The organism is Winogradskyella pacifica, assembly GCF_013403915.1.
In the GTDB taxonomy this organism is placed as follows: Bacteria; Bacteroidota; Bacteroidia; order Flavobacteriales; family Flavobacteriaceae; genus Winogradskyella; species Winogradskyella pacifica.
Genome location: NZ_JABFDI010000005.1, coordinates 77263 through 103745, shown reverse-complemented (window position 1 = coordinate 103745; position 26483 = coordinate 77263). Strand labels below are relative to the sequence as shown.

Below are 26483 nucleotides of genomic sequence, written 5' to 3'. Positions count from 1 at the left end.
CCTATATTTAATCCTATGAATAATAATATTGACCCTTATACAATTGCATTTTATAATATCGAAAATTTATTCGACATAAAAAAAGACCCTTTAACAAATGATAGAGATTTTTTACCAACATCTCAAAAACGCTGGACTTTAAAACGCTATCAAAATAAATTATTGAAATTAGGAACTGTGATTCCTAAAATAGGTAATGAAGATAATCAATCAGCACCAGTAATAATTGGTTTAGCCGAAGTTGAAAACCAAAACGTCCTCTCAGATTTAGTAAATAGTAAAAACCTTATTGATGAAAACTATAAATACATTCATTTTGATTCTTTAGATGAAAGAGGCATAGATGTAGCCCTATTATATAAACCTGATATTTTTAAAGTAACGCATTCTGAAACCTTTTCGGTATATCTTCAAAATGAAAAAGGAGAGCAAGATTATACTAGAGATATTCTTTTGGTACAAGGAGAACTAAATAATGAATCTATTAACGTAATTGTTAATCACTGGTCATCTCGTAGAGAAGGTGTACGAGAAACTGAATTTAAACGCATAGCATCGGCAGATGTTGTGAATTCTGTAATTAAGAAACTTAAACAGGAAAACTTAAACGCTAAAATTATAGTAATGGGTGACTTTAATGATAATCCTAATTGCAATAGTTTGTTGTTACTTGAAGAAGAAAGTGGTCTCTTTAATCCATTTAAAACCGTTTGGTCTCGAGATAACGGAAGTCTAAGTCATAATTTTCAATGGAACTTGTTTGACCAAATTTTAGTCTCTACTAACTTTTTTGATACTAGCAACTCTAACTTAGTATACAGCGATGCTAAAGTTTTTAATAGCAAATTTCTTACTCAATTTGATGGAAAATACAAAGGTCAGCCATTTAGAACCTTTGTAGGCAAAAAATATAAGGGAGGTTACAGCGATCATTTCCCTGTTTTTATCGAATTGAAGCCTTCATAAAAAATAGCCAACCCATTTATCGATTAATACGGTAGTTAATCTATTTTAGCAATGTTAACAACATGTTAATAGTCATTTTTTATATATTCGGGTTCGGATAGAAAAATCGTCTAACCAACGGTATCTATACGATTTGCAACTCTTTTTTTTTGCCAAACAAACAAATATCTTTGTAATCAGATGATTACAAAGGCAATGAACCATTTAACAAACCGATTAATAATGAAAAAAATTACTCTATTTTTAATCATGCTAAGTTTCTTCCTGACGGCTAGTGCACAATATGATTTCCCCGCACTTACAGGCACCACAAATGTGGAAAACTTATCACCAATTACTTTTAATCTGAATAACGCAGCCAATGTAGCTGGCGTACCAGCTTCATCTTCGGGAACGTATTATTCGTTTCTGTTAACTGCAGATTGGACTGCAGGCGGTGGAGGACCTTGGTCTTCCGAAGCAGGTCTCGTAATTACAACAGCTTCAGGGTCTATTACAATGATTGAGCCACCAACCACTTATGGCGCAGCCGGGCAAGATACCGAGATTACATTTTCAGGTCTTCTTCCTGGTTCATATGACCCTACTTCAAATGGTTTTTTAGACATTGAAATAAGTCAGAGTTATCCAAATTCTGATGCTAACTGGTCTAATATTGTTCTTACAATATATGAAAGCCCAACTTGTTTTGAGCCATCAGAAATGGCTACGACGACGTTAACAACTACGACTGTAGATTTAATCTGGAATGCAGGAGACGCAGAAACAGCATGGAATTTAGAATATAATACTACTGATTTTACACCTGGAAATGGTGAAGCATCAGGAACAGAGACAGCTACTGGTACACCTGCAACTTCAATTACAGGTTTAACAGAATCTACATCATATTTTGTTTATTACCAATCTGATTGTGGTACGGCTGATGGTGTTAGCGAATGGGTAGGACCATTTACTTTTTTTACTGGTTATTGTGAATCTTTACCGACAGCCCTAGAGGGTAGTGGTATCTCACAAATAGTATTAGGAGAAGAGACCTTAATCTCAGGAGGAGATCTTAATAATGAAGATTTTACAGCAACAACTGTTGATTTAGCCTCTAGTATAAATACTAATATGCAAATTACATTTGTTACTGGTTATGCATACTATGCTTATGTTTGGATTGATTTTAATGAAGATTTAGTATATGATGCGACTGAACTCGTTTTTTCAGGACAAGCACCAGTAGGAAACCCTACAACATTAGATGCATCATTTGTAATGCCAGATGTACCATTAGGAGTTTATAATATGAGAATGACTAGTTCTTATGGCGCTCAAGCACCTCCTAACCCGTGTTATTCAGGAATCTGGGGTGTTACCGCAGATATGAGTATTAACGTAACACCTGCTCCAAGTTGTATTCCACCTACTGCATTAGCAGCAAATGGAATTGGTGCAAATAGCGCAGAACTTAGTTGGTCTCAAGTAGGAACAGTACCACAATGGAATATTGAAATTGTAACAAATGGCACTGAACCAACAGGATTAGCAACCGATACTGGTATTTCTAACCCCTATAATGCTACAGGATTAACTGGATTAACAAGTTATGACTACTACGTTCAAGCCGATTGTGGTGCAGGTGACCTAAGTGCATGGACTGGACCTTTTACGTTTACTACATTGTGTGACGTAATAACCCCAGATTATATTCAAAATTTCGCAGATGTTACTTTTACCGTAATCCCAGAATGTTGGAATGAGGCTGATAATGGTAATCCAACCACTGGACCTACAGATTTAGGAGCGAGCTCTTGGACTTCTGATGGATTTCTTAATAACGGTACCACAGGCGCATATAAGTTAAATCTTTACACTCCATTTTTTGGTGATCCTTTAAATGAATGGATATTATCACCGCAATTTGATTTAACTGGTGGTCCTTTTCAAGTAGAATTTGATTTTGGAATTATGGATTTCGCTAGTTCTACACAACCAGGTGTTTTAGGTTCTGATGATGTTGTACAATTTTTAATGTCTACTGATAATGGCCTAACATGGACGGCTTTAATTACTTATGATAATACATCTGCACTACCAATTACGGGCGTACACCCTGTAATAGACTTAACACCATATGGGGGTCAAATAGTACAGTTTGCATTCTACGGTACTAGCGGAACTGTTTCTGATAGTGAAGACAATGATATATTTGTAGATAACTTTAGAGTAAGAGGTATTCCAACCTGTCCTGAACCTACAGATTTATTAGGTACAAACCTAAGTCTAACTTCTACTGAATTAGCTTGGACAGAAAATGGAACTGCTACAACATGGAATATACAATATGGTGAAGCTGGTTTTGCTTTAGGTGACGGTACACTTATAAACGATGTTGCTTCAAACCCTTATATCTTAGAAGGTTTAACATCAGATACTAGTTATGAGTATTATGTACAAGCCATATGTGGTCCTGGTGATATAAGCTCATTTAATGGTCCATTCGAATTCTTTACAGGTTATTGTGCCTCTTTTCCAACATCTAATGATGGTGATGGTGTTAATAATGTTACAATTGGCGTTACAGATTTCCCTAGTGCCGGTGATGTAACTTACGAAAATAATACATCTCCTGCTGTTAATGTTTTTAGAGGACTTGATACTAATATTGAAATTGAGTTTGGACATAGCGCAACATACAATACTATTATGTGGGTTGATTTTAACGATGATTTAGTATTTGATGCTACTGAGATTGTATACCAAGGTGTATCATCTGGTGGTGGCAACCCTCATACACAAGATGCCTCATTTCTTATGCCTGTTACGGCTCCATTAGGTGAGCATAGAATGCGCATAGTCTCAACAGACTTTGCTCAAGCAACTCCAAACCCTTGTTACAATGGCAGTTGGGGTGTTACCTTAGATTTTACGCTTAATGTACAAGAATTAAATTGTACACTAGCAGAAGCAGAATATACAGTAGTCACAGATTGTACCACCGACTCATTTTCTATTGAAGTTAATATTACCGATGTAGGTGATGCAACATCTTTAGAAATTGCGAATAGTTTTAATACCGACACAACTCAGGCGTTTGATGCTGGTATCTATCCAATAGGTCCATTTGATTTTGGTACTGAGGTAAAAATATTTATTACTAACGAACAAGATAACAATTGTACAATTAGCAGTAATAATTATGTGGTTGTAGGTTGTCCTCCAGTCAATGATAATCCATGTAACGCTACAGTAGCAGTTGTTAATGACGACATACTCTGCGCAGTTAGAACCTCAGGGACAATATTAGCGGCAACTACGTCTGATATTCCAGACCCTTCATGTGGTGGATCTGCTGACGATGATGTTTGGTTCCAATTTGAAGCACAAAGTGAATCTCAATTAATTGCTTTAGCAAATATTGCAGGAAGTGATACTAACCTAGGACATGCGCTTTATGAAGGAACTTGTGACAGCTTAGTTGAAATAGCTTGCGCTGAAACTGGCTTTTTTAACGCTGAATTATCTACTGCTACACCGCAACTTACGATAGGAAACACATACTATATTAGAGTATTCTCTTTTGGTACTTCAAACGAAGACACCACATTTGATTTATGTATTACACCTTACGTTGCGCCTGTTAATTTAACGTGTGACTTAGCAGACAATTATTGTAGTGGTAGTGATGCAAGTGATATATTATATACTTACAACACTATAAATGAACTTCCTGGTGATGGCCAAATTGAATGTCTATTTACAACACCTAATCCTACTTACAGTGTTTTAGAAGTTGGAACCTCTGGTGATCTTTTCATTCAAATGGTTCAAAATACTGCTTTTGACGAAAATGACAATCCGATTGGAGATGAGCTAGATGTCGATTTTGTTCTTTGGGGCCCATTTGCACCAGGTGATAGTTTATGTGATTTATCATCAGAAGTAGATTGTAGTTATTCTGCAGCTCCGGTAGAAGATGTAACACTTACAGGTGCTGTTCAGGGTGAAATATACCTTTTACTAATTACTAATTATGCAGAAGGCGCTGGTGTTATTCAAGTGAGACAAACAAATGTTGGTCAACCTGGCTCTGGTAGTACAATAGCAGATATTAATGCCTCTATTGTTAGTAACGAAGTTCCTATTGATCCTACTAATGATCCAGATGAAACGGATGAAGTATCAGTTTGTGGTTTCGAATCTATAACTCTAGAAACGTACTCACCATTTGCAGATGATTTTGTATGGACAAAAGATGGAACTGTAATACCAGGTGAAAACTTAACCTCTCTTGTTGTTACTGAATCAGGTAGCTACCAAGTACAGGCGTTCGACTCACAGTGTAATGCTAATGCATTATCTCAAGTTGTTATTGCAAATCTTTATAAGGATCCAGAATCATTAGCTCCACAAACCATTACAGCATGTGATGGACCAGAAGCAGATGGATCAGAACAATTTGATTTAGACGCCCTATCAACATCTCTCGCTTTAGATGGCTTTACAATAACTTACTATACAAGTACTGCTAATGCTAACCAATTGATTGACGCTGTAGCATCACCATATACCTCAGTTGGAGAAACACTAATTATGAGAATAGAAGATACTGCTGCATATAACAATGGATTTATTGGATGTAGAGAATTATCTCAAGTAGAATTAATTGTAAATGCAAGACCAGTTATTAATCAGCCTGACGATTTTGTTGTCTGTGATGATTTAGATGGTGTTGTAGATGGTGAAACCGTATTTGATTTAGTCTCAATAAATGGTGATGTTACTGCAGATCCAAACATGATTATTTCATATCACACATCACTTGATGATGCAGAGGCAGGAACAGCTGCATTACCTAATTCATACGCTAGTGGAGGTAAAACAATCTATGTAAGAGCACAAGATCCTGTTACAGGTTGTTACGAAACAACATCATTTGCTTTAGAAATTAATTTAGTACCGTTGGCTGAATTTGATCTTCAGTATGATTATATCGTTTGTCCTCCTCCATCAACAGCAACTAAGACGATAGGTATCATACCTACTAACTTTACAGAAGCTGATGTAACTGTTACTTGGACTCTAGATGGTGTTGACTTTAATGGTAGTGGTTTAACATTAACTAATGTTGTGGTTGCAGGTGAATACGCGGCTACAATAACATTTAATGCGAGCGGTTGTTCTAATACAATTACTCAAACGGTTGAAGAAGCTGAAACATGTATTTTCCCAGAAGGTATTTCGCCAGGTGTTTCAATAGGTCAGAATGACAGTTTTGATTTAAGTAGCTTTAATGTTACTAAACTTGAAATATTTAATAGAAACGGAACCCTAGTATATTCAAAAAACAATTATAGAAATGAATGGGTTGGTCAAACTAACGATGGCAATGAGTTACCAGTAGGTACTTATTTCTATACCGTTGTATACGAAGGTGGTGCAAAAACAAAAAGTGCTTGGGTATACATAAACAGATAAATCAATTAACAGAATTAACTTAACTAACAGAATCAACTTATTATAATGAAAAAACTCTCTATTATAGCGGTTTTGCTTTTAGCATTTCAGATGCATGGGCAACAAGACCCTCAGTACACGCAGTACATGTATAATATGAATGTCATTAATCCTGCGTATGCAGGCTCAAAAGAAAATCTTTCTTTTGGACTATTATACAGAAATCAATGGACTAAGATTGATGGTGGACCAGAAACAGGAACGTTCTTTGGGCACACACCTATAGGTAATAACCTAGGTATAGGTCTATCTGTAATTTCTGACCGAATTGGTCCGGTTAAAGAAACAAATGCTTACGTAGATGTTTCTTATACGCTACAATTAGGTGGTGAACACCGTTTAGCATTCGGGGTAAAAGCTGGAGCTACATTTCACGACATTGGTTTAAATTCTGATGTAAGTGTTGTAGATAATACAGATCCATTTTTCGCACAAGATATTAGTAGTACAACACCTAATATTGGAGCAGGTTTCTTTTATTATACGGACAAGTACTATGTATCCTTATCAGTACCAAATTTATTATCATCGGTTCATTTAGATGCTGATGGTTATAAAATAGGATCAGAAACACAGCACTATTTCTTAACTGGTGGTTATGTGTTTGATCTTTCACCTAATACAGAACTTAAACCTTCTGTAATGGTAAAGTCTGCATTTGATGCACCAACATCGTTTGATGTTAACGTCAATGCAAGATTCTATAAGAAATTTGAAATTGGTGCGTCTTATAGATTAGACGACTCATTTTCAGGTTTAGTTAATTTTGCTGTTACACCTTCTTTGAGAATAGGTTATGCTTACGACGCTATATCGTCAGATATTAAAGCGTACGCACCAGCATCTCACGAGGTCATGCTATTGTTTGATCTTAATTTTTCGAAACGTGTTTCTCGTTCACCTAGATACTTTTAATCAGTTAAGCTAAAACAATTATGAAAAACTATAGAATATTATTATTAATTACTTTGATGAGCGGCTTTTACTTAACTGCTCAGAATAAAGATACTAAAAAAGCAGATAAGCAATTTGCTCAATACGAATTTGTAAAGGCCATAGAAAGCTATAATAAGCTCGTAGATAAAGGTGAAGCTGATGCTTATGTTTACGCACAACTTGCTGAAAGTTATTATAACATCTTTAATACTGAAGCTGCTGAACGCTGGTACGCTAAAGCATTGGAGACATCAGATAAACCAGAGATGGTATATAAGTATTCACAAATGCTAAAAGCAAATGGAAAGTACGAAGCTTCTAATGTACAAATGGAAAAGTTTGCATCTATGCGTCCTTCTGATCATCGTGCTGCTGCATTTAGAAAAAACCCTAATTACCTTCCTAAAATATTAGAACAAGGTAAAAAGTTTAATGTTCAGAATGCTGACTTTAACTCTGAGCAGTCAGATTTCGGTGGGATTATGAACGATGGTAAATTATACATTACATCGGGTCGTAACGATAGTCGTAAAACTTATGGATGGAACGATCAACCATTTTTAGATATTTATACAATTACTAAAAATACAGATGACACCTTCCAAGAAGCTGAGTTAGTGAATAACAAAATTAATACGAAATACCACGAAGGTTTAGTATCATTTTCACCAGATGGTAAAACCATGTATTTTTCTAGAGAAAGCTTTTATGAAAAAGATTTTCAAAAAGATTCTTTAAGTAACAGAAAATTTAGTCAACTTTATTTATTTAAAGCTACTAAATTAGGTACGGATTGGGATACTGTTGAAACGTTATCTGTTAATAGCGAAAACTACTCAGTTAAAAATCCAGCGGTAAGTGCAGATGGTAAAACTCTATATTTTGCTTCAGATATGCCAGGAGGTTTTGGTGGTTTTGATATTTACAAAGCACCAATAAATAACGACGGTACTTTAGGTGAAGCAGTAAATTTAGGTCAAAAAGTAAATACAGAAGGACAAGAAATGTTCCCTTATGTTAGTAGTAATAATACACTTTACTTTTCATCTACAGGTCATTTAGGTCTTGGTGGATTAGACGTTTTTTACACAAAAGAAATTGATGGAAAAATGGCACCTATCCGTAACCTAGGAATTCCTATCAACAGTAACGGAGATGATTTTGCATTCACTATTGACGAAGATAAGGATGAAGGATTTGTATCTTCTAACAGAGACGGCGGAAAAGGTAGTGATGATGTATATTCATTTAAAAAACTACAACCACTATGTGACGTATTAATCACTACAACAGTATTAGACGATAAAACTCGCGAACCTCTAAGTGGAGCATCTGTTTCTTTATTTGATGCTGAAGGAAATAAAGTAGTTTCAAAAACAACTAACGCAGAAGGTGTTGTAGAATTCATTGTAGAATGTGAAGAAGACACCGAGTTAGAAGTTGTAATGGACGGTTTTGACAGTAAAAAAGTACAAGTAAAAGGTACTAACGAAGAAGAAAATAATGTTCAGATTTCTTTAGATCCTATTGAGAAGTTAATTGCAGCTGAAACAATTGATTTAGCCCCAATTTTCTTCGAGTTTGATCAGTCTAACATCACAGCTCAAGCTGCTTTTGAATTAGATAAATTAGTTCAAATTATGACTAAGTATCCTGAAATGGTTATTAAAGCAACATCACATACAGATAATAGAGGTCCAGATTCTTATAATAACGCACTTTCTGAGCGTAGAGCAAAAACTACCGTTCAGTATGTAATATCTAAGGGAATCGATGAAGCTCGTATTTCTGGCGAAGGTAAAGGAGAAACAGAACCTAAAGTAAATTGCACAACAGGTTGTACTAAAGAACAACATGCAGAAAACAGACGTTCTGAGTTTATTATTGTTAGCGGAGCACTTGCTGCAGAATAAATACTATTATTATTGAATAAAAAAAAGCTCTGAATTATTTCAGAGCTTTTTTTATTAACGCAATTTATAACCTTTAGCTGCCCACCACGGATGCATTTCAATGATTAATCGACCTGCCTTAACCATTGGATCAGAATTAGCTAAACTATCCGCCATTTTTTGTGTTGGCACATTATAAATAGTAATGCCTCTTATATCACCATCATCACCAAAGGGTCCTGAAATATCTGCATAACCTAAATCGTACATTTTGCCCAAATGAGCCAAATGCTCTTCTTGAAGAATAACAACTTCTTCTTCATTTTGATTTCGGATTGGTCCATCTTTAAGAAAGGCCATAAAATATTGTTGCATTAATACAGTATCTTTTGTTTTCTCATTTACATAATCAAAAACTTTAAAGCCTCTTGTTGTTAATTCTTCTTTCAGAGCCGCGATAGATTGTTTTTCTAATTTAGGAGCTTCAGGTTCTTCAGTAACTTTGTCCATAGGTTCTACAACAATTGGTTCTTCCGTAATGATTTCTGATTTAACTTCCTCTTTACATGAGACAATGCCAAAAATAAAAACTAATAAGACTAGTACTCGTTTTAATGTTTCCATAGTTTATAAGGGGTTTTAATTAATAAAGAATTATAATATTTTAGATCTCCAGTGACTTCTTTACCAAGCCAATGTGGTTTTTTATACGATTCATTTTCAGCATTTAATTCAACTTCAGCCACAATTAAACCTTCATTATCACCATAAAACTCATCAATTTCAAAAACATGATTATTAGACTTTACTTCATATCGCGTTTTATTAATGATTCCAGGTTCGCATAGTTGCAATAAGGCTTCAGCTTCAGGTTTTGAAATTTCTTTTTCCCACTCAAAACGCGACAAACCATTCGCTGTAGACTTACCTTTAACCGTTAGATATCCTTTGTCATTTTTTAATCTTACTCTAACTGTTCGCGCTTTATCACTATTTAAAAAACCCTGTTTTATAACGTAGGAAGTATGTGCTTCTGTTTTAAAAGCATCAGAATTTACCAAAAATTTTCGTTCTATTTCAATCATTACAAGTCTTAATAATTACAATTTAAAAGGCATTTAATGCCTAAATTTACAGTATGATTAACGATTTACCAATAAGAAAGATAATTCATGTAGATATGGATGCATTTTATGCCTCTGTAGCGCAGATGGATAATCCCGAACTTAAAGGTAAACCTATTGCTGTTGGAGGTGGTGGAACACGAGGTGTTGTTAGTGCTGCGAGTTATGAAGCTCGTAAATTTGGAGTAAAAAGTGCGATGTCTGGTCGGTTGGCTATAAAACTATGCCCCGAACTTATTTTTGTAAAAACAGACTTTGAACGTTACACTGAAATTTCTAAGCGTATTAGAAAGATTTTTTTAGAATACACAGATTTGGTAGAGCCTTTATCGCTAGATGAAGCTTATTTAGACGTCACAGAAAATAAAATAGGATTCCCTAGTGCATCATTAATTGCAGAAGAGATACGACAACGGATTTTTAATGAAGTAGGCTTAACGGCTTCCGCAGGTATCTCTATTAATAAATTTATTGCTAAAGTAGCTAGCGACTATAATAAACCCAACGGACAGAAAACAGTAAATCCAGAAGATGTCTTTCAATTTTTAGAAGATTTAGACATTCGCAAATTTTATGGTGTAGGCAAAGTCACAGCCGAAAAAATGTATCAAAAAGGCATTTTTACGGGTAAAGATTTAAAAGCAAAATCCTTAGAGTATTTAGATAAAAACTTTGGTAAATCTGGACGCTACTACTATGATGTTGTACGCGGTATTCATTTCAGTGAAGTTAAACCCAACCGGATTAGAAAATCATTAGCAGCAGAACGTACGTTTAGCAAAAATCTATCATCAGAAATTTTTATGCTCGAAAAATTAGAGCATATATCAGAAGAGGTTTCAAAACGACTTACTAAAAGTAAAGTCTCGGGTAAAACCATAACTTTAAAAATAAAATATAGCGACTTTACGTTGCAAACACGAAGTAAAACGTTACCCTATTATATAAGTGATCAATCGATTATACTCGAAACCGCTAAAGATTTACTTTATCAAAATAAGTTGAATAATTCTGTTCGGCTTTTAGGCATCTCTTTATCTAATCTAAATACCGAAAAGCCTAAAAAACCCAAGTCATCAGATCAAGAAAAAAAAACCGTTAGTGTTCAGTTAAAATTTAGCTTTTAACTTTTATATGATTTTATACAACCGAAATTAAGATTAAACCATACATTTTTCAACATAAAAAATGCAGTATCGTTTAACAACAATACTGCATTTCTTTTATCTTAATTATTAAGGCTAGTCTCTAAAAACTACAACTTTCAATTTCTGAAACTCGTAATGTATTTACCATTCCTTTATCTTGTATTGGCATTGCTGCTAAACTAATTAACATATCACCAACTTCTAAATATCCTTTTTTACAAGCAATTGCGTTTACATCTTCAATCGTTTCATCTGTACTTACAAATTTGTCATAATAGAACGCTGTAACACCCCAAAGTAAACTTAGTTGCGTTAAAATACGTCTGTTTGATGTAAATACTAAAATATGAGCAGATGGTCTCCATGCCGAAATCTGAAAGGCTGTATAACCACTATTTGTTAATGTAGAAATTGCTTTTGCATTTATCTCATTTGCCATATTAGCCGCGTGATAACAAATTGCTTTAGTAATATAACGCTTTGTACGAATATGCGGTGGAGATTGTGGCACTTCAATAAGTGGTGAATCTTCTACACTTCGTATGATATTTGACATTTGACGAATAACCTGAACCGGATACTGTCCAACAGATGTTTCGCCAGATAACATTACAGCATCTGCACCATCCATAACAGAATTGGCAACATCATTAACCTCTGCACGTGTTGGTGTTAAGCTTGTAATCATGGTTTCCATCATTTGGGTCGCAATAATTACAGGAATTCTAGCACGTTTAGCTCTTAGCACTAACTGCTTTTGAATTAACGGCACTTCTTCCGCAGGAATTTCAACACCTAAATCACCACGAGCTACCATTAAACCATCACAATACGCAACAATTTTATCGATATTCTCAACAGCTTCTGGCTTTTCAATCTTAGCTATAATTGGAATTTTATGATCACTATGTTGAGAAATCAACTGTTCTAATTCCATTAAATCTTCTGCATGACGCACAAATGATAAAGCAATCCAATCCACTTTTTGCCCAATGGCGAAAATAGCATCTTCAATATCTTTTTCTGTTAAAGCAGGTTGCGAAATATTTGTATTTGGAAGGTTAACTCCTTTTTTAGATTTTAAAGGACCTCCTTGTATAACTCTTGCTTTTACTTCAGAAATTTTATCTGTAGAAACAACTTCAAAAATTAATTTTCCATCATCTAATAAAATACGTTCACCTGGTTTTGCATCTTGTGGAAACTTATCATACGTCATGTAGACGCGTTCTTTAGTTCCTTCAAAACGTTCGCCTGTAGCAAAAATAATTTCGTCGCCAGGATTTACAAATACTTCACCTTTCATGGTTCCGACACGTAATTTAGGACCTTGAAGATCTCCTAAAATTGAAGCATTGTACCCAAACTCTTCATTGAGTTCTCTAATCATTTTTATACGTTCTTCAACGTCTTTATAATCTGCATGAGAGAAGTTAATTCTAAATACGTTACACCCTTCATCTAGCATTGCTTTCAATACTTCTTTGGTGCTCGTTGCAGGACCTAATGTGGCTACTATTTTTGTTTTCTTGTTTGACATCAATTCAAAAAATTAGATGGTCTTTCGACCTTATTTTTAACGGATCTACCGTATAACTTGTTATAATTTGCGGAATGGCTTTTAACTTATTTAGAATAAGATTTTCGTCTACATTCTGTATTTCGTCTGAAATTTTAATGAAATAGTCTACCTTCTTAAATTCAGGAATTAGGTGAAACGTTTTAAGTACTTTTTCAGTATCGCTAAACAATGTTCCTGTGCTGTGCAAACTATCTTCCTCCTTCTTACAGACGTTAGAAATTAAATTCCACATCACGTATTCTGTCTCATTATCCCATTCAAAAATACTGTATGAGGACTCTAAATATTTAAAATCTATATCTGCATCCTTACGTTCTAACTTAAGCTCTAAATGCTTGTTCAGCAAATAGGCCAATCGATAATCTTCTACCCTACAATGAATCGCAATTAGTTTATAGGAATCATCGTAGAAATCATCTACCTGAAGTTTGTGTAAAGCCATACAATTATAACTTTGAAGTGTAAATATAGTATAATAATAACTTAAGTTTATTAAGAAAATGCTAAGATTAGCTCTTAAAATCTACGAAAACGTTATAGTTCTATTGATTTAATTTTGTTGAGAGATTAAATACTATTGAAGCTTGGTTATTTGATTTTGTAAAGCAAAAAATGCGCGTTTAGAGGCTTTTTCTTCTGCTTTTTTCTTAGATGTTGCTCGTGCCTTAGAAACCACTTTATTATTTATGGTAAGTTTTACAGAAAAATGCTTTAACTCATCCTTACCTGTATCTTCATACACATCGTAATCGAAAGTATTTTTCTCTTTTTGGCACCACTCTATTAGTAAACTTTTATAGCTAATAACTTTTCCTTCTAAAGATTCAATATCTACATGTGGATTAATAACTCGCTTATAAATGAATTTTTCGCAAAAGCGATAGCCTTTATCTAAGTAAATAGCCCCAACTAAAGCTTCAAAAAGATTACCATGAATATTATTTCCAAAATTAGATGTTGGTATTTTACTTTCAACAAGATTGATAAGTCCTAACTCTTCACCCAACTTATTAAGATGTTCTCTACTAACAACCTTAGAACGCATTTTTGTGAGATAGCCTTCATCTCCATGTGGTACTTTTTCAAATAGATATGCAGCAATTACAGATCCTAGTATGGCATCCCCAACAAATTCTAAGCGCTCATAATTAATGGTATTACCTTTATCGTCCTTTAAATTCATAGAACGATGGGTAAAAGCAGTGATGTAGAGTGCTTTAGTCTTAGGTTTAAACCCAAGGATCTCCTTAATTTTTAAAAAAAAATTCCCGTCTTCTTGAGAGCGGGAATTTAATATGTTACGAATGAAACTCATTCAGGATTAATCTAGTTTTTTAAATAATACACAGGCGTTGTGTCCGCCAAATCCGAAGGTATTACTCATCGCGACTTTAATATCTCGTTTCTGAGCTTTATTGAGCGTTAAGTTTAATTCTGGATCGATGTTTTCGTCAACCGTTTCATGATTGATTGTTGGTGGTACAATACCATGTTGCATAGCTAATATAGAGGCAATAGACTCAATAGCACCAGCAGCACCCAACAAGTGACCTGTCATCGATTTTGTTGAATTAATATTAATATTTTTAGCATGACTGCCAAATACTTCAGATATAGCTTTTAACTCGGCAACATCACCTAAAGGTGTTGAAGTTCCGTGTGTATTAATATGATCTACATCTTCAGGATTTAAACCAGCATTTTCTAAACAATTTTTCATTACCGCAACAACACCAATTCCGTCAGGATGTGGAGCTGTCATATGATAAGCATCTGAAGATAAACCTCCACCTACAACTTCTGCGTAGATTTTAGCTCCTCTTGCTTTTGCATGCTCGTACTCTTCTAAGATAATCGCACCAGCACCTTCACCTAATACAAAACCGTCTCGGTTAGCATCAAATGGTCTAGAAGCTGTTTGTGGATCATCATTTCGCGTACTCATGGCATGCATAGCATTAAACCCTCCCATACCAGCGATAGTAACTGCAGCTTCACTTCCTCCTGTAATAATCACGTCACAAGTACCTAAACGAATTGTGTTTAAGGCATCGATCATTGAATTTGCAGAAGATGCACATGCAGAGACTGTAGTATAGTTAGGCCCCATAAAACCATATTTTATAGATATGTTTCCTGGTGCTATATCAGCAATCATTTTTGGAATGAAGAATGGGTTAAATCGAGGTGTTCCGTCACCAGCAGCAAAGTTTAACACTTCGTCTTGAAATGTTTCTAAACCACCAATACCAGCTCCCCAAATGACTCCGACTCTTAATTTGTTTACAGCGTCTAAATCTAGTTTTGAGTCTGCAATTGCTTCATCCGAAGCGACCATTGCATACTGTGAAAACTTATCCATTCGCTTTGCTAACTTTCTATCAATAAAGTCAGTAACCTCAAAGTTTTTTATTTCACAAGCGAACTTTGTCTTGAACTTTTCAGGGTCAAAATGTGTCACAGGAGCAGCACCACTCTTTCCACTTATAAGAGCTTCCCAATATTCGTCTTTGGTATTTCCTATTGGCGTAAGTGCACCTAAACCCGTTACTACGACTCGCTTTAATTCCATAAAATTTGAGTTATTATTTTGCTCCTTCTATATAAGAAACCGCTTGACCAACTGTAGCAATGTTCTCAGCTTGATCGTCTGGTATTTGAATATCGAATTCTTTTTCGAATTCCATTATTAATTCTACAGTATCTAATGAATCCGCTCCTAAATCGTTTGTGAAGCTTGCTTCAGTTACAACTTCGTTTTCATCAACACCTAATTTATCTACGATAATCGCTTTTACTCGTGATGCAATGTCTGACATAATTTTTTAATTTTAAGTTTTAATTAGACGGCAAAAATAAAAAACTTTATTTGAATATTCATCTTTACCGATAAAATGTGTTTTTAATTTAGTAAAAATAAACAGAAGTATTTTAAGTTATACCTTAATTGTTAATTATTATTCTTTTTTTTGTTTGAATAATTTGAAGAAATATACCTGTAAATGAAACGTGTTGTAATTTTTGCGTCCGGAAGTGGCTCTAATGCTGAAAATTTAATTAAGTTTTTTCACAACAGCGATAATGCGTCTGTTATCCAAGTACTAACTAACAATCCTCATGCCAAAGTTTTGGATCGCTGTAAAAAACTAAATATTAGCGCCTTATCCTTCAATAGGATTGCGTTTTCTAAGTCTGAAGATGTCTTAAACATCCTAAAAACGTCTCAACCAGATCTTATTGTATTGGCTGGTTTTCTCTGGAAATTTCCAGAGTTCATACTTAAAGCATATCCTAATAAAGTGATAAATATACACCCTGCATTACTCCCAAAATATGGAGGAAAAGGCATGTATGGTATGAATGTTCATAACGCTGTTGTAGAAAATAAAGAGACCGAAACTGGCATTACAATACATTATGTAAACGAAAATTATGACGAAGGAGCCATTATTTTTCAGGCAAAATGCACTGTTTTGTCTTCCGATTCAGCAGAAGATGTCGCTGAAAAGATTCATTTATTGGAAATGGAGCACTTTCCTAAGGTGGTTGAGAAAATATTAAATCAATAATTCAGATGTCGTACTAAGCGAGTTGAAGCATCCTTTCTAGATGCTTCATTTCATTCAGAATAACATAAAGAGACTCCCGTTTTCACGGGTGGTAAAAATGAGTAAAAAGAAAAAAAAATACTATACTGTTTGGCAAGGCCATAAAAAAGGAGTCTATAATACTTGGAATGCCTGTAAGGCCCAAATTAAAGATTACCAAGGCGCACAATACAAATCATTCGCTACGCGTGATGAAGCCGAAAAAGCATTAGAAGGGAATTACTTTGATTATATAGGAAAGAATAAATCGTTTTCGAGTGGACTTTCCGAAGCTGAGCTAAAAAAAATAGGACAACCTAATTACAATTCCATATCAGTAGATGCCGCATCAAGCGGAAATCCTGGTATTATGGAATATAGAGGTGTAGATACAAAGACAAAAAAACAACTCTTTATTCAAGGCCCTTTTGAACAAGGCACTAATAATATTGGTGAGTTTTTAGCTTTAGTTCATGGCTTAGCTTTTTTAAAACAACACAATAGCGAGCGTATTATGTATACGGATTCTAGAACGGCTATGAGTTGGGTACGTAAAAAAACCTGTAATTCGAAGTTAAAACGTAGCGCCAAAAACAAACCGGTTTACGACTTGGTAGATCGTGCTGTAGAATGGCTAAAGACTAATGAATATTCTACAACTATAGTGAAATGGGAAACTAAGGCTTGGGGAGAAATTCCTGCGGATTTCGGTAGGAAATAAATCTATTTTGTATTGCATTAATTGATGTTTCACAAGGAATAAATTTTACGTAAATTTGCACTTTAATCCAAACTACTTTTATGAGTAAATTAGTAATTGTTGGCACTGTAGCCTTTGACGCCATTGAAACACCTTTTGGTAAAACCGATAAAATCCTTGGTGGTGCAGCAACATACATAGGTTTATCTGCTTCAAATTTTAATGTAGATTCTGCAGCAGTTTCTGTTGTTGGTGGAGATTTTCCTCAAGAATATTTAGATCTATTAAAAAACAAAAATGTAAATATTGAAGGTATCGAAATTGTAAAAGAAGGCAAAACCTTCTTTTGGAGTGGCAAGTATCATAACGATATGAACTCTCGTGACACGTTAGCAACTGAGTTAAATGTCTTAGAGCATTTTAATCCTATTGTTCCAGAAAACTATAAAGACTCAGAAGTTGTGATGTTGGGTAATTTACACCCACTTGTACAGCAAGGTGTATTAGACCAAATGTCTAAGAAGCCGAAGTTAGCCATTTTAGACACTATGAATTTCTGGATGGACATCGCTTTAGATGATTTACTTTCTGTGATTAAAAACGTCGATGTTATTACCATTAATGATGAAGAAGCAAGACAATTAACTGGAGAATATTCTTTAGTAGTTGCAGCAAGAAAAATTCATGAAATGGGTCCGAAATATGTAGTTATTAAAAAAGGAGAACACGGAGCATTATTGTTTCATGATGATAATGTATTCTATGCTCCTGCTTTACCTTTAGAAGAAGTATTTGACCCAACAGGTGCTGGTGATACATTTGCTGGTGGTTTTGCTGGTTATTTAGCTAAAACAGGTGATTTCTCTTTTGAGAATATGAAAACAGCAGTCATCTACGGCTCAACTCTAGCCTCCTTTTGTGTCGAAAAATTTGGCACCGAGCGCATGCAAAATTTAACAGATAAAGAAATTTACAAACGTCTAGACCAATTTAAGAGTCTGACTCAATTTGATATAGAATTAACATAAACTAACGCGCTCAGAAATTGAGCGCGTTTTTTATTTCACATAAAATAAATAGCGGAAAAAATTAATCATGAGCGATGCGTTAAAACATGAGTGCGGAATTGCACTTATTAGACTTTTAAAACCATTAGAATACTATAAAGAAAAGTATGGAAGTGCTTTTTATGGTGTTAACAAAATGTATTTAATGATGGAAAAACAGCACAACCGTGGACAAGACGGAGCTGGTTTTGCAAGTATTAAATTAGACGTAAAACCAGGTGAACGTTACATCAGTCGTGTGCGATCTATTGCTCAGCAACCGATACAGGATATTTTTGCTCAAATTAACGAACGTATTAACCACGAGCTCACTACTCACCCGGAATACCAAGACGATGTTGATTTACAGAAAAAACACATTCCGTACATTGGCGAAGTATTATTGGGGCATGTGAGGTATGGTACATTTGGTAAAAATAGTGTAGAAAGTGTTCATCCGTTTTTAAGACAAAACAATTGGATGCATAGAAACCTTATTGTTGCTGGTAACTTTAACATGACTAATGTTAATGAACTTTTCGATAATCTTATTGAAATCGGCCAGCATCCAAAAGAGAAAGCAGACACCATTACAGTAATGGAAAAAATAGGTCATTTTTTAGATGATGCTGTTTCAAAAATTTACAAAGACCTTAAAAAAGAAGGCTACAATAAAAATGAATGTTCCCCCTTAATTGCTGAACGTTTAAAAGTTGGTAAAATATTAAAGCATGCAGCCAAAAATTGGGATGGTGGTTATGCTATGGCAGGTTTATTAGGCCATGGTGACTCTTTTGTATTAAGAGATCCGTCTGGAATTAGACCAGCTTACTATTATAAAGATGATGAGATTGTTGTCGTAGCATCAGAACGTCCTGTAATTCAAACCGTTTTTAATGTTCCTTTTGAAGCGGTGAAGGAATTGGATCCAGGCCATGCTATTATCACCAAAAAATCTGGTGAAACAAAAATTAAGAAGATATTAGAGCCTTTAGAACGTAAAGCTTGTTCTTTTGAACGTGTTTATTTTTCTCGTGGTAGTGATGCTGAAATTTACCAAGAACGTAAAATGCTTGGTCGTTTATTAATGCCTAAAGTACTTGAAGCGATTAATAATGACACCAAAAATAGTGTGTTTTCATATATTCCTAATACGGCGGAAACTTCATTTTATGGTATGATTGAAACCGTTGAAGATCACCTCAACGAAAAGAAAACAAAATCTATACTTGATGGGAATGGAAAACTATCTTCGGATCGTGTTACCGAAATTTTATCTGAACGGCCAAGAATTGAAAAAATAGCCATTAAAGATGTGAAGCTAAGAACCTTTATTACCGAAGATAGTAGTAGAGATGATTTGGTTGCACACGTCTATGATGTTACATATGGTGTTATAAAGCCTACAGATAACTTAGTGATCATTGATGATAGTATTGTAAGAGGTACAACGCTTAAAAAGAGTATCATTAAAATGATGGACCGATTAAACCCTAAGAAAATTGTTGTGGTTTCTTCTGCTCCTCAAATTCGTTATATTGATTGTTATGGTATAGACATGGCAAACCTTGAAACACTAATCGCTTTTAAAGCTGCTTTAGAGCTATTAAAAGACAATAACCAATACCATATTGTCGAAGAGATTTATAAGAAATGTGTAGCGCAAGTCCAAATGAAGGACAAGAATATTGTAAATTATGTAAAAGAGATCTATGCTAATTTTACAGATGAACAAATTTCTGATAAGATTTCGGAATTATTAGGTGGTGAAGATATAAAAGCAGAAGTTAAAATTATTTTCCAACCTGTTGAAAACCTGCACAAAGCATGTCCTAAGAATTTAGGAGATTGGTATTTTACAGGAGATTATCCTACACCAGGTGGAAATAGAGTTGTAAATAGAGCTTTTATTAATTTTTACGAAGGAAATAAAGAACGCGCATACTAAAACCGAGCACAAAAGGCCTTTTATCCGATAAAATATGTATTTTATCGGATAAAAACGCACTTAATCCGATTGTTGATTCGTTTTAACAAATTAAATATACATTGCTATCACCATAACATAAGTAGGTTAAGTTCATGGTAGATTTGGGGCAAAAAAAGGTGAACTTCGTTCACCTTTTTTTATGCCCTTTACTGAAATAACACTTTAAGACCTATATTTATACATAATGTGTATTTATACAGTTATTTTCTTATAAACACTGCACTTTCCACGCTTAGACTAATATATAGGTCGTTTATCCAAAAAATGCAATACTTACAATATTGTCCGCTTATATTTGACTCACCATAACATAAGTAGGTTAAGTTTATGGTAGATTTGGGGCAAAAAGGATGAACAACTGTTCATCCTTTTTCATTTTTAATAATCTCATAATCAGCAACTTTTATAACGATCTCTCCTTTTTATTAAAAAAAAGCAGACCAACCGAAGTCAGCCTACTTTTTATCCCTTTCTACGGTTTACTTTCTATTTCGTTTTTTCTTCTCTCGTCTTACCTTCCAAGGAGCATTCTTTTGCCAATCACCAGCCATAATACAACCATAAGGCATCACTTCGTCAATAACTTTACCTAAACCGTATTCTTCCATTTGATTTCTTACGTTTTGTGCATTTTTATAAGCAGATGGCAACTCGGTAATATCAATTTCCTTTGAGAAAAATCGGATATCTAATCCAGGCGTTTCCTCTTTAAAGATTTGCATTGTAGTTCCCGTTTTACTTTTTCTATGTTGTGTTCTACTCACGTTTCTACCTGCACCATGTGGTGCAAAACCTAAATTGGTATTTGTGGTATTACCTTCAACAATAAGTACAGGTTCAGACATATTCAACGGAATCAATCGTGGTCCTGTAATATCTGGCATAAACTTCGCATCTAGTGGTGTTGCGCCTTTGGCGTGGTAAAATAAATCACCATCTTTAAAGACAAAATTATGCTCGTTCCAGTAGCGGTTTTCAATAGCTATTTCTAAAGATTCTGCAACTGAATTATGCAACACTTCGTGATTTGTTTTTGTCCAGTCTCTTATAATTTGAAGCGCCTCCCAATACGATTGTCCTTCTTCCGTTTTAAAAGGAATCCACGCATTTTGTTTCTTAGTATCTGGCGACAATTCTTTTCTAAAACGTTCAGCGATTTTCATACCTTTTGTGTACAAACGTGCTCCAGGACCTCTAGATCCATGATGTGTTACCATCATAGTATTTCCTGTTTTTTTAGAGGTTCCAACAAACAAGAAATGATTACCATCACCTTGTGTTCCTAAATGCGATCTTGCAATAGAAAGCATGTTACCATCATTTAAAAAATAGTTAGATTCAAAAGATTCTAATAGTTCCTTCGGAAATCGAAACTGCGAATCTCTATCGCGTCCACCAGGACCAAAATGTGTGCTCGCATGTGCTGCATCTAAAATAGCTTTTGGATCTGCTTGTCCGAAATCGGTTAGCATCACCGAACAACAAATATCTGCACTATGTAGTCCTGGATGAATGGCATTTTTGGCGACTGCTACGCCCCCAACAGGGATTGTTCCGTCTGGACCAGCAGGACAAGCATCTGGCATAATGGCTCCACCAACTAATGTTGGTGTTTTCATTAAGGTTTGCATTGAATTAATAACTTTATCAACGTTGTCTTTTTCTTCTTCGTTTTCTGCTTTGATGTTTATAGAAAAATCAATTGACGTTTTATGTAATCCTATGGGATCTGGTGATTTAAATTGCTCTAAATACGTTTCCATTTCTTCTCCTTCTAATTTGTTGTCATTAATATAAGCAATGGCTTCTTTCATCCATTTCCCTTGTGTAAAACCTAAGGCTTTTAAATCGTGACCTGTTATTCTAGTTTTCATGTTTTCTTTCTTTTGTGAGATTCTTAGCTTTGCACTTCGACTGCGCTCAGTGTGACACCCTGAATGACATTTAAATCACACTACAAATATTATAGTGTGTTGCGCAATATTTTTGCGTACTTGAATTCTATTTATCCTGCAAGGTCTTTTTTTTGACCTTGTAGGTTTGGCTACTTATAATACCTACAAGGTTTTTGAAACCTTGCAGGATTATAAAACTTACTTATTCACAGAGAAAATATCTTTTAATTGTTCAATAACATTGCCGTTACCAGCAACTGTGATTTCGCCAATTTTATCAGCAATTTTCTCAACATATTCCATCTCTTTTAATTTAAACAACATGCTGTTGTCTTCCATTAATTTAGCGGTGTTTAACAAACTACGAGTAGAAGCTGTTTCTTCTCGCCTTGTCACTACATTGGCTTGTGCTTTTTTATGCGCCATTAAAACTTGGTTCATGATCTCTTTCATATCACCTGGTAAAATGACGTCTCTAACACCCGCATGCAATACATTGACACCTAACTTGGTGGCTTGTGTTTTTACGTTTTTCAAAACCGCTTCGGCAATCGTTTCCTTTTGCTCTAACAATTCGTCTAAAGTATAAGCGCCAACAAACGCTCTTAATGCCAATTGCAAAATAGTGTACAATTGCTTTTCGTAATCTTTGTTTTGCATTAACGCCGTTTCAATATCTGTAACCTTGTATTGTGCATAAAAGTTAATACGAACGGTCGCTTTGTCTTTGGTTAATAATTCTTGACCAGCAACTTCTAATTGCAATTGACGCATATCGGCTTTTGCGATTTTAATGGTTTGCTCGTTTTTCCAGAAATGGTAAGTACCATGTTCAAGGATTTTAACAAACGTATCATTAACAATCATAATAGCTTTCTCAAAAGCGGCAACTTCAAAAGTTCTAATGTATTGACGCAATTGCATGTTGCTATACAAGGCTTTACTGATGTCTTCTGTAATTTCGATTTTACTTAAATCGGCAGTTACAAATTTGTAGTCAATTAAGCTGTTCCAAAATGTATAACGACCAGCAGTTAAGATGCGTTTAAAGTTTTTGTTTTCGTAAACCAAAACAATCTCATTATCCTTTACATCAATTAGAGTTAACATTGCTGCTAAAACCTCATCTTTAAGCAAGATTTCTAATGCTTTTGGCGCACTGAAAGCTTGTGACAAATCGCATCTTAAGACTTGCTCGCTAAATTTTATCCAATGTTTTCCTTCCGTAATAACACGCGTGTAATTACCATTTTTAAACACCAAACCTACTGTACCTGCATGAATTCTTTCTCTATTCATTTGTTCTGCTTTATTGTTATTTAATTATCAAATGGTGCATCCATTTAATCACCTGAACCAGACGACTAACTTATAGTTATGGATGGTTCATGATTTCTAATTTTTTGTCCTTTAGTTTTCTTTTTTTTTACTTCAGAACGGTTATACATTTATAATAGAATTCCGTTTTCCAGAATGACTATTCAATTAAAACAAAGCGAAAGAAAACCATCTTTCTAACTACGGAAATACAATAGATTTTAAGTGTTTTAAGACTTGTTTTGCAGATGATTTATCAAAACAGAAACGACTATTGCCGAAACGTTTATTGAAAAATGAATCTTTAAAAGAATACCTAAAGCGACCTATAATACATTTTATATGTCAAGGTGTTTTCTAGACTGCGCTAACAACAAGTTGCTATTGCGAGTTTTAGTTCACTTTGTTTTTGCCATTTAAAGTGTGACGCACTTGGTGGTCCTTTTTGTGAGTTAACCAGCTCTGGGATATGGACTATGAGTCCATTTCAAAACAACATCCAAAGTGTTGAGCGTTTACCAGTTCCGCCACAAGACCGTTTGATCTTGGTAGGATTCGAACCTACATATTGAATCTACTGCTTAACCGGACTTAGCTACTTCCCGTTAGAGAAGACAGGATTCGAACCTGTGTACATAGATGGTGGTTATTATTTGGCTAATAACCGAAGCCTTCAAGTCAAGTTGCATATAAAAACCTCATACTAAACAGTAAGGATTTATACAATAGTGCTATACAGAAACACTTAACAAGACTTGCTTGATGTGGAAGCAGTAGGACTCGAACCTACACGTTCATTATGAAATCAGATTTTAACTCAACAATTTTTATTTTTATAAATAAGATTCGTTGAATGCGTAAAAACGCATTTCAGTCAGGCGAGCCAACCAATTGCTCTATGCTTCCGTTTTTTGTTATGTTAAAGAACTTTTATTAAGCTCTGCTAGACTCCTTTTTCTAGCAGAGCGCTACCTTTAAAAATCTGATTCCAAAAAGACTTCTAATTAATTACTCTGCAAATATTCTGAGCTATTGCGCAATCTTTTTGCGTAGTTAAATTATTTTTTGTTTTTCTTCTTTTTTTTCTTCTTGCTCTTAGTTTTTTTAGTCTTTTCAGGTTTCATTTTATTCTTGATTCTTTTCATTTCAGAATCTATAAAGCTGATGTAACTGTTATTGTAACCTAATCGCTTTGCGAGCTTTAAAGCCTTTAATGCTTTCTTATATTTCTGAAGACATTCAAAAACGCAGCCTTGAAATAGTTGGATTTCACTTTTATAGACTCCTTTTACAGTCAATGCGAAATCAATTAATTTCTGAGCTTCGTCGTAATCTTCATTCCATATTAAAACTAAAATGTAGTGCGCATACACTTTGTGAAAATCCAGTTTGCTTGCCAAAGCCTCTGCATAATAGTGCTTGGCTTTTTCGTAATCGCCAAATTGTTCGGCTTGTAAACGTCCCATTAAATACAAAGCATAAGCATTGTTAGATTCATAGGATAAGGCGTAGTTTAGATTTTCTACAGTTTCTTCTAGTTCGTATGGATAAGCATCTATGGCTTTAAGCACGTAGTTGTTTAACAAATTCGTGTCCATGGTTTTCATTGTCCTGAACTTGATTCAGGATCTCTTTTTTAAATATTTATAGTTTCATTTGAACTGTAGATGAGATTCTTCGTTGTGCTCAGAATGACATAAAGTTCGTTTTATAATTACTGTTTGTGGAAATATGCTTAGCAGAATCGCTAATAGTGGAAAACAAAAAATCCGAAACAGTATTTAACTGGCTTCGGATTTTTCATTTATAAATTTGAAAAGTTTATCTAACGATAATCACGAAGCATCACAAAAGGCAGAATTCCTTTTGGATCGTTTTGATATGTTATAAATAAACTCATAGTTTCTAATTATTAATTTGATTTTGGTTGCAATTTAGCTCACTTCGACTTCGCTCAGTGGCCAGAATATTAATTTATTGCGTTGCAAATATTTAGCTTTTTTTTCGACTTTACAAAATTTATTTTTCAAATCACTTAAAATTGAGCTCCATAATACGAAGTATTATATTTTTTTGAGAAATGCAAATAATTTTTGAACTAAGGTTAATTTTTTATTGCTTTGTAAACTTTTAAACTCTAAAACATTGATATTTTCCTCGTCATTTTCGGGTTCTTTTTTAAGCTTAAGCGTTTTAATTTTTTCCTCAATACTATTACAATTTTTCAAGCTTTTTAATAGTGAATTTGCTAAATGTTTGGTTTTTGAATTTAGATTATTGGATGATATGTTTTGATATTGATTATAATCATAACCATCAAAAGAGTAGTAGATATAGTAAAACTCCCCAAAGCCTTCAAAGTCATTGTCAAATTCAAAATCCTGAATTATGTTTAGAACATATTTTTTATAGTTTTTAGTATCTTCCGAGTTAACTATCTTGTAACAATTATATTCTAATTTAAAAATTAAAAGTTCTTCTTCTGAAAAATTTTTTAAGCTCAAATTTTTTAGGATTTTCAAAGAATTTTCGAGTCTATAATTAATATTTATGACATCAAATAATAATGAATCTGCTTTGATTTCAGTTTTCATATATTCAGAATTATATAACCAATTTTCAAATTCTGAAATGGTTATTTCTTCTTTTAATACATCGTATATTTTAAGTTTTAAAGTTTCCATTGATTTAGTATTTGAGACAAATATTTGATTGATATGCGCAATGTTTTTGCGTAGTGAATATTTTCTTTTAAATTTAAGAATTGAAACCCTACAGGAACTTTAGCTCAAATT

The 26483-nt window shown here is 34.2% G+C and carries 20 protein-coding genes and 1 tRNA gene; 9 read left to right on the top strand and 12 right to left on the bottom strand.

All coding sequences use genetic code 11. The features are described 5' to 3' along the window. Positions 1-15: 15 nt before the first annotated feature. The 4 genes from HM984_RS06325 (at position 16) to HM984_RS06310 (ending at position 9320) form a co-directional block, all read left to right on the top strand. Positions 16-966, top strand: coding sequence for an endonuclease/exonuclease/phosphatase family protein (locus HM984_RS06325; protein ID WP_179348548.1), 951 nt, complete (start codon positions 16-18; stop codon positions 964-966). Between the two features lie 222 nt (positions 967-1188). After that, a complete protein-coding gene (locus HM984_RS06320; RefSeq protein ID WP_179348547.1) occupies positions 1189-6432 on the top strand; it encodes an FIDD domain-containing protein in 5244 nt (1747 codons plus the stop codon). A 45-nt stretch (positions 6433-6477) separates the two neighbouring features. After that, complete coding sequence (locus HM984_RS06315; RefSeq protein ID WP_115808299.1) at positions 6478-7386, top strand: PorP/SprF family type IX secretion system membrane protein; 909 nt, start codon at positions 6478-6480, stop codon at positions 7384-7386. A 20-nt stretch (positions 7387-7406) separates the two neighbouring features. Then, entirely contained in the window at positions 7407-9320 is a 1914-nt protein-coding gene (locus tag HM984_RS06310) for an OmpA family protein (RefSeq protein ID WP_179348546.1), read from the top strand. 54 nt (positions 9321-9374) lie between these two features. Here the strand turns inward: HM984_RS06310 and HM984_RS06305 are convergent, their stop codons facing one another. Next, positions 9375-9923, bottom strand: coding sequence for a YciI family protein (locus HM984_RS06305; protein ID WP_179348545.1), 549 nt, complete (start codon positions 9921-9923; stop codon positions 9375-9377). Beyond that, complete coding sequence (locus tag HM984_RS06300) at positions 9911-10384, bottom strand: CYTH domain-containing protein (protein WP_179348544.1); 474 nt, start codon at positions 10382-10384, stop codon at positions 9911-9913. Before HM984_RS06300 ends, HM984_RS06305 begins: the two co-directional genes overlap by 13 nt. Before the next feature lie 53 nt (positions 10385-10437). Here HM984_RS06300 and dinB point away from each other — a divergent pair, with 53 nt between their 5' ends. After that, positions 10438-11550: a DNA polymerase IV gene (gene dinB, locus HM984_RS06295; RefSeq protein ID WP_179348543.1), complete on the top strand. Its 1113-nt coding sequence runs from the start codon at positions 10438-10440 to the stop codon at positions 11548-11550. A gap of 121 nt (positions 11551-11671) precedes the next feature. Here dinB and pyk read toward each other — a convergent pair whose 3' ends face one another. The 5 genes from pyk to HM984_RS06270 form a co-directional block, all read right to left on the bottom strand. Continuing rightward, positions 11672-13114, bottom strand: a complete 1443-nt coding sequence (gene pyk, locus HM984_RS06290; RefSeq protein WP_115808303.1) for a pyruvate kinase — start codon at positions 13112-13114, stop codon at positions 11672-11674. Position 13115: 1 nt separating this feature from the next. Further along, a complete protein-coding gene (locus HM984_RS06285; protein WP_115808304.1) occupies positions 13116-13595 on the bottom strand; it encodes an IPExxxVDY family protein in 480 nt (159 codons plus the stop codon). 132 nt (positions 13596-13727) lie between these two features. Beyond that, positions 13728-14468, bottom strand: a complete 741-nt coding sequence (rnc, locus tag HM984_RS06280; protein ID WP_115808305.1) for a ribonuclease III — start codon at positions 14466-14468, stop codon at positions 13728-13730. Between the two features lie 6 nt (positions 14469-14474). Further along, entirely contained in the window at positions 14475-15725 is a 1251-nt protein-coding gene (gene fabF / locus HM984_RS06275) for a beta-ketoacyl-ACP synthase II (protein WP_115808306.1), read from the bottom strand. A gap of 13 nt (positions 15726-15738) precedes the next feature. After that, positions 15739-15972, bottom strand: coding sequence for an acyl carrier protein (locus HM984_RS06270; protein ID WP_020897533.1), 234 nt, complete (start codon positions 15970-15972; stop codon positions 15739-15741). 183 nt (positions 15973-16155) lie between these two features. Here HM984_RS06270 and purN point away from each other — a divergent pair, with 183 nt between their 5' ends. The 4 genes from purN to HM984_RS06250 all read left to right on the top strand — a co-directional run bounded on the left by purN (position 16156) and on the right by HM984_RS06250 (position 20434). Beyond that, positions 16156-16722, top strand: coding sequence for a phosphoribosylglycinamide formyltransferase (purN, locus tag HM984_RS06265; RefSeq protein ID WP_115808307.1), 567 nt, complete (start codon positions 16156-16158; stop codon positions 16720-16722). 97 nt (positions 16723-16819) lie between these two features. Further along, positions 16820-17461 carry a ribonuclease H1 domain-containing protein gene (locus HM984_RS06260; protein ID WP_115808308.1) on the top strand — a complete coding sequence of 214 codons (642 nt, stop codon included), beginning with the start codon at positions 16820-16822 and terminating at the stop codon, positions 17459-17461. 80 nt (positions 17462-17541) lie between these two features. Beyond that, complete coding sequence (locus tag HM984_RS06255; protein WP_115808309.1) at positions 17542-18468, top strand: PfkB family carbohydrate kinase; 927 nt, start codon at positions 17542-17544, stop codon at positions 18466-18468. Positions 18469-18535: 67 nt separating this feature from the next. Next, positions 18536-20434, top strand: a complete 1899-nt coding sequence (locus HM984_RS06250) for an amidophosphoribosyltransferase (RefSeq protein ID WP_115808310.1) — start codon at positions 18536-18538, stop codon at positions 20432-20434. 521 nt (positions 20435-20955) lie between these two features. Here the strand turns inward: HM984_RS06250 and HM984_RS06245 are convergent. The 5 genes from HM984_RS06245 to HM984_RS06225 all read right to left on the bottom strand — a co-directional run bounded on the left by HM984_RS06245 (position 20956) and on the right by HM984_RS06225 (position 26372). Then, the gene (locus HM984_RS06245; RefSeq protein WP_179348542.1) at positions 20956-22350 is read right to left on the bottom strand and encodes an RtcB family protein; all 1395 of its coding nucleotides are present in this window, start codon (positions 22348-22350) and stop codon (positions 20956-20958) included. Between the two features lie 219 nt (positions 22351-22569). Then, a complete protein-coding gene (locus HM984_RS06240; RefSeq protein ID WP_179348541.1) occupies positions 22570-23670 on the bottom strand; it encodes a slipin family protein in 1101 nt (366 codons plus the stop codon). Positions 23671-24453: 783 nt separating this feature from the next. Next, a tRNA-OTHER gene (locus HM984_RS06235) sits at positions 24454-24594 on the bottom strand. A gap of 152 nt (positions 24595-24746) precedes the next feature. Beyond that, the gene (locus HM984_RS06230) at positions 24747-25295 is read right to left on the bottom strand and encodes a tetratricopeptide repeat protein (protein WP_257018454.1); all 549 of its coding nucleotides are present in this window, start codon (positions 25293-25295) and stop codon (positions 24747-24749) included. Positions 25296-25751: 456 nt separating this feature from the next. Next, a complete protein-coding gene (locus HM984_RS06225) occupies positions 25752-26372 on the bottom strand; it encodes a hypothetical protein (RefSeq protein ID WP_115808313.1) in 621 nt (206 codons plus the stop codon). Positions 26373-26483 lie beyond the last annotated feature (111 nt).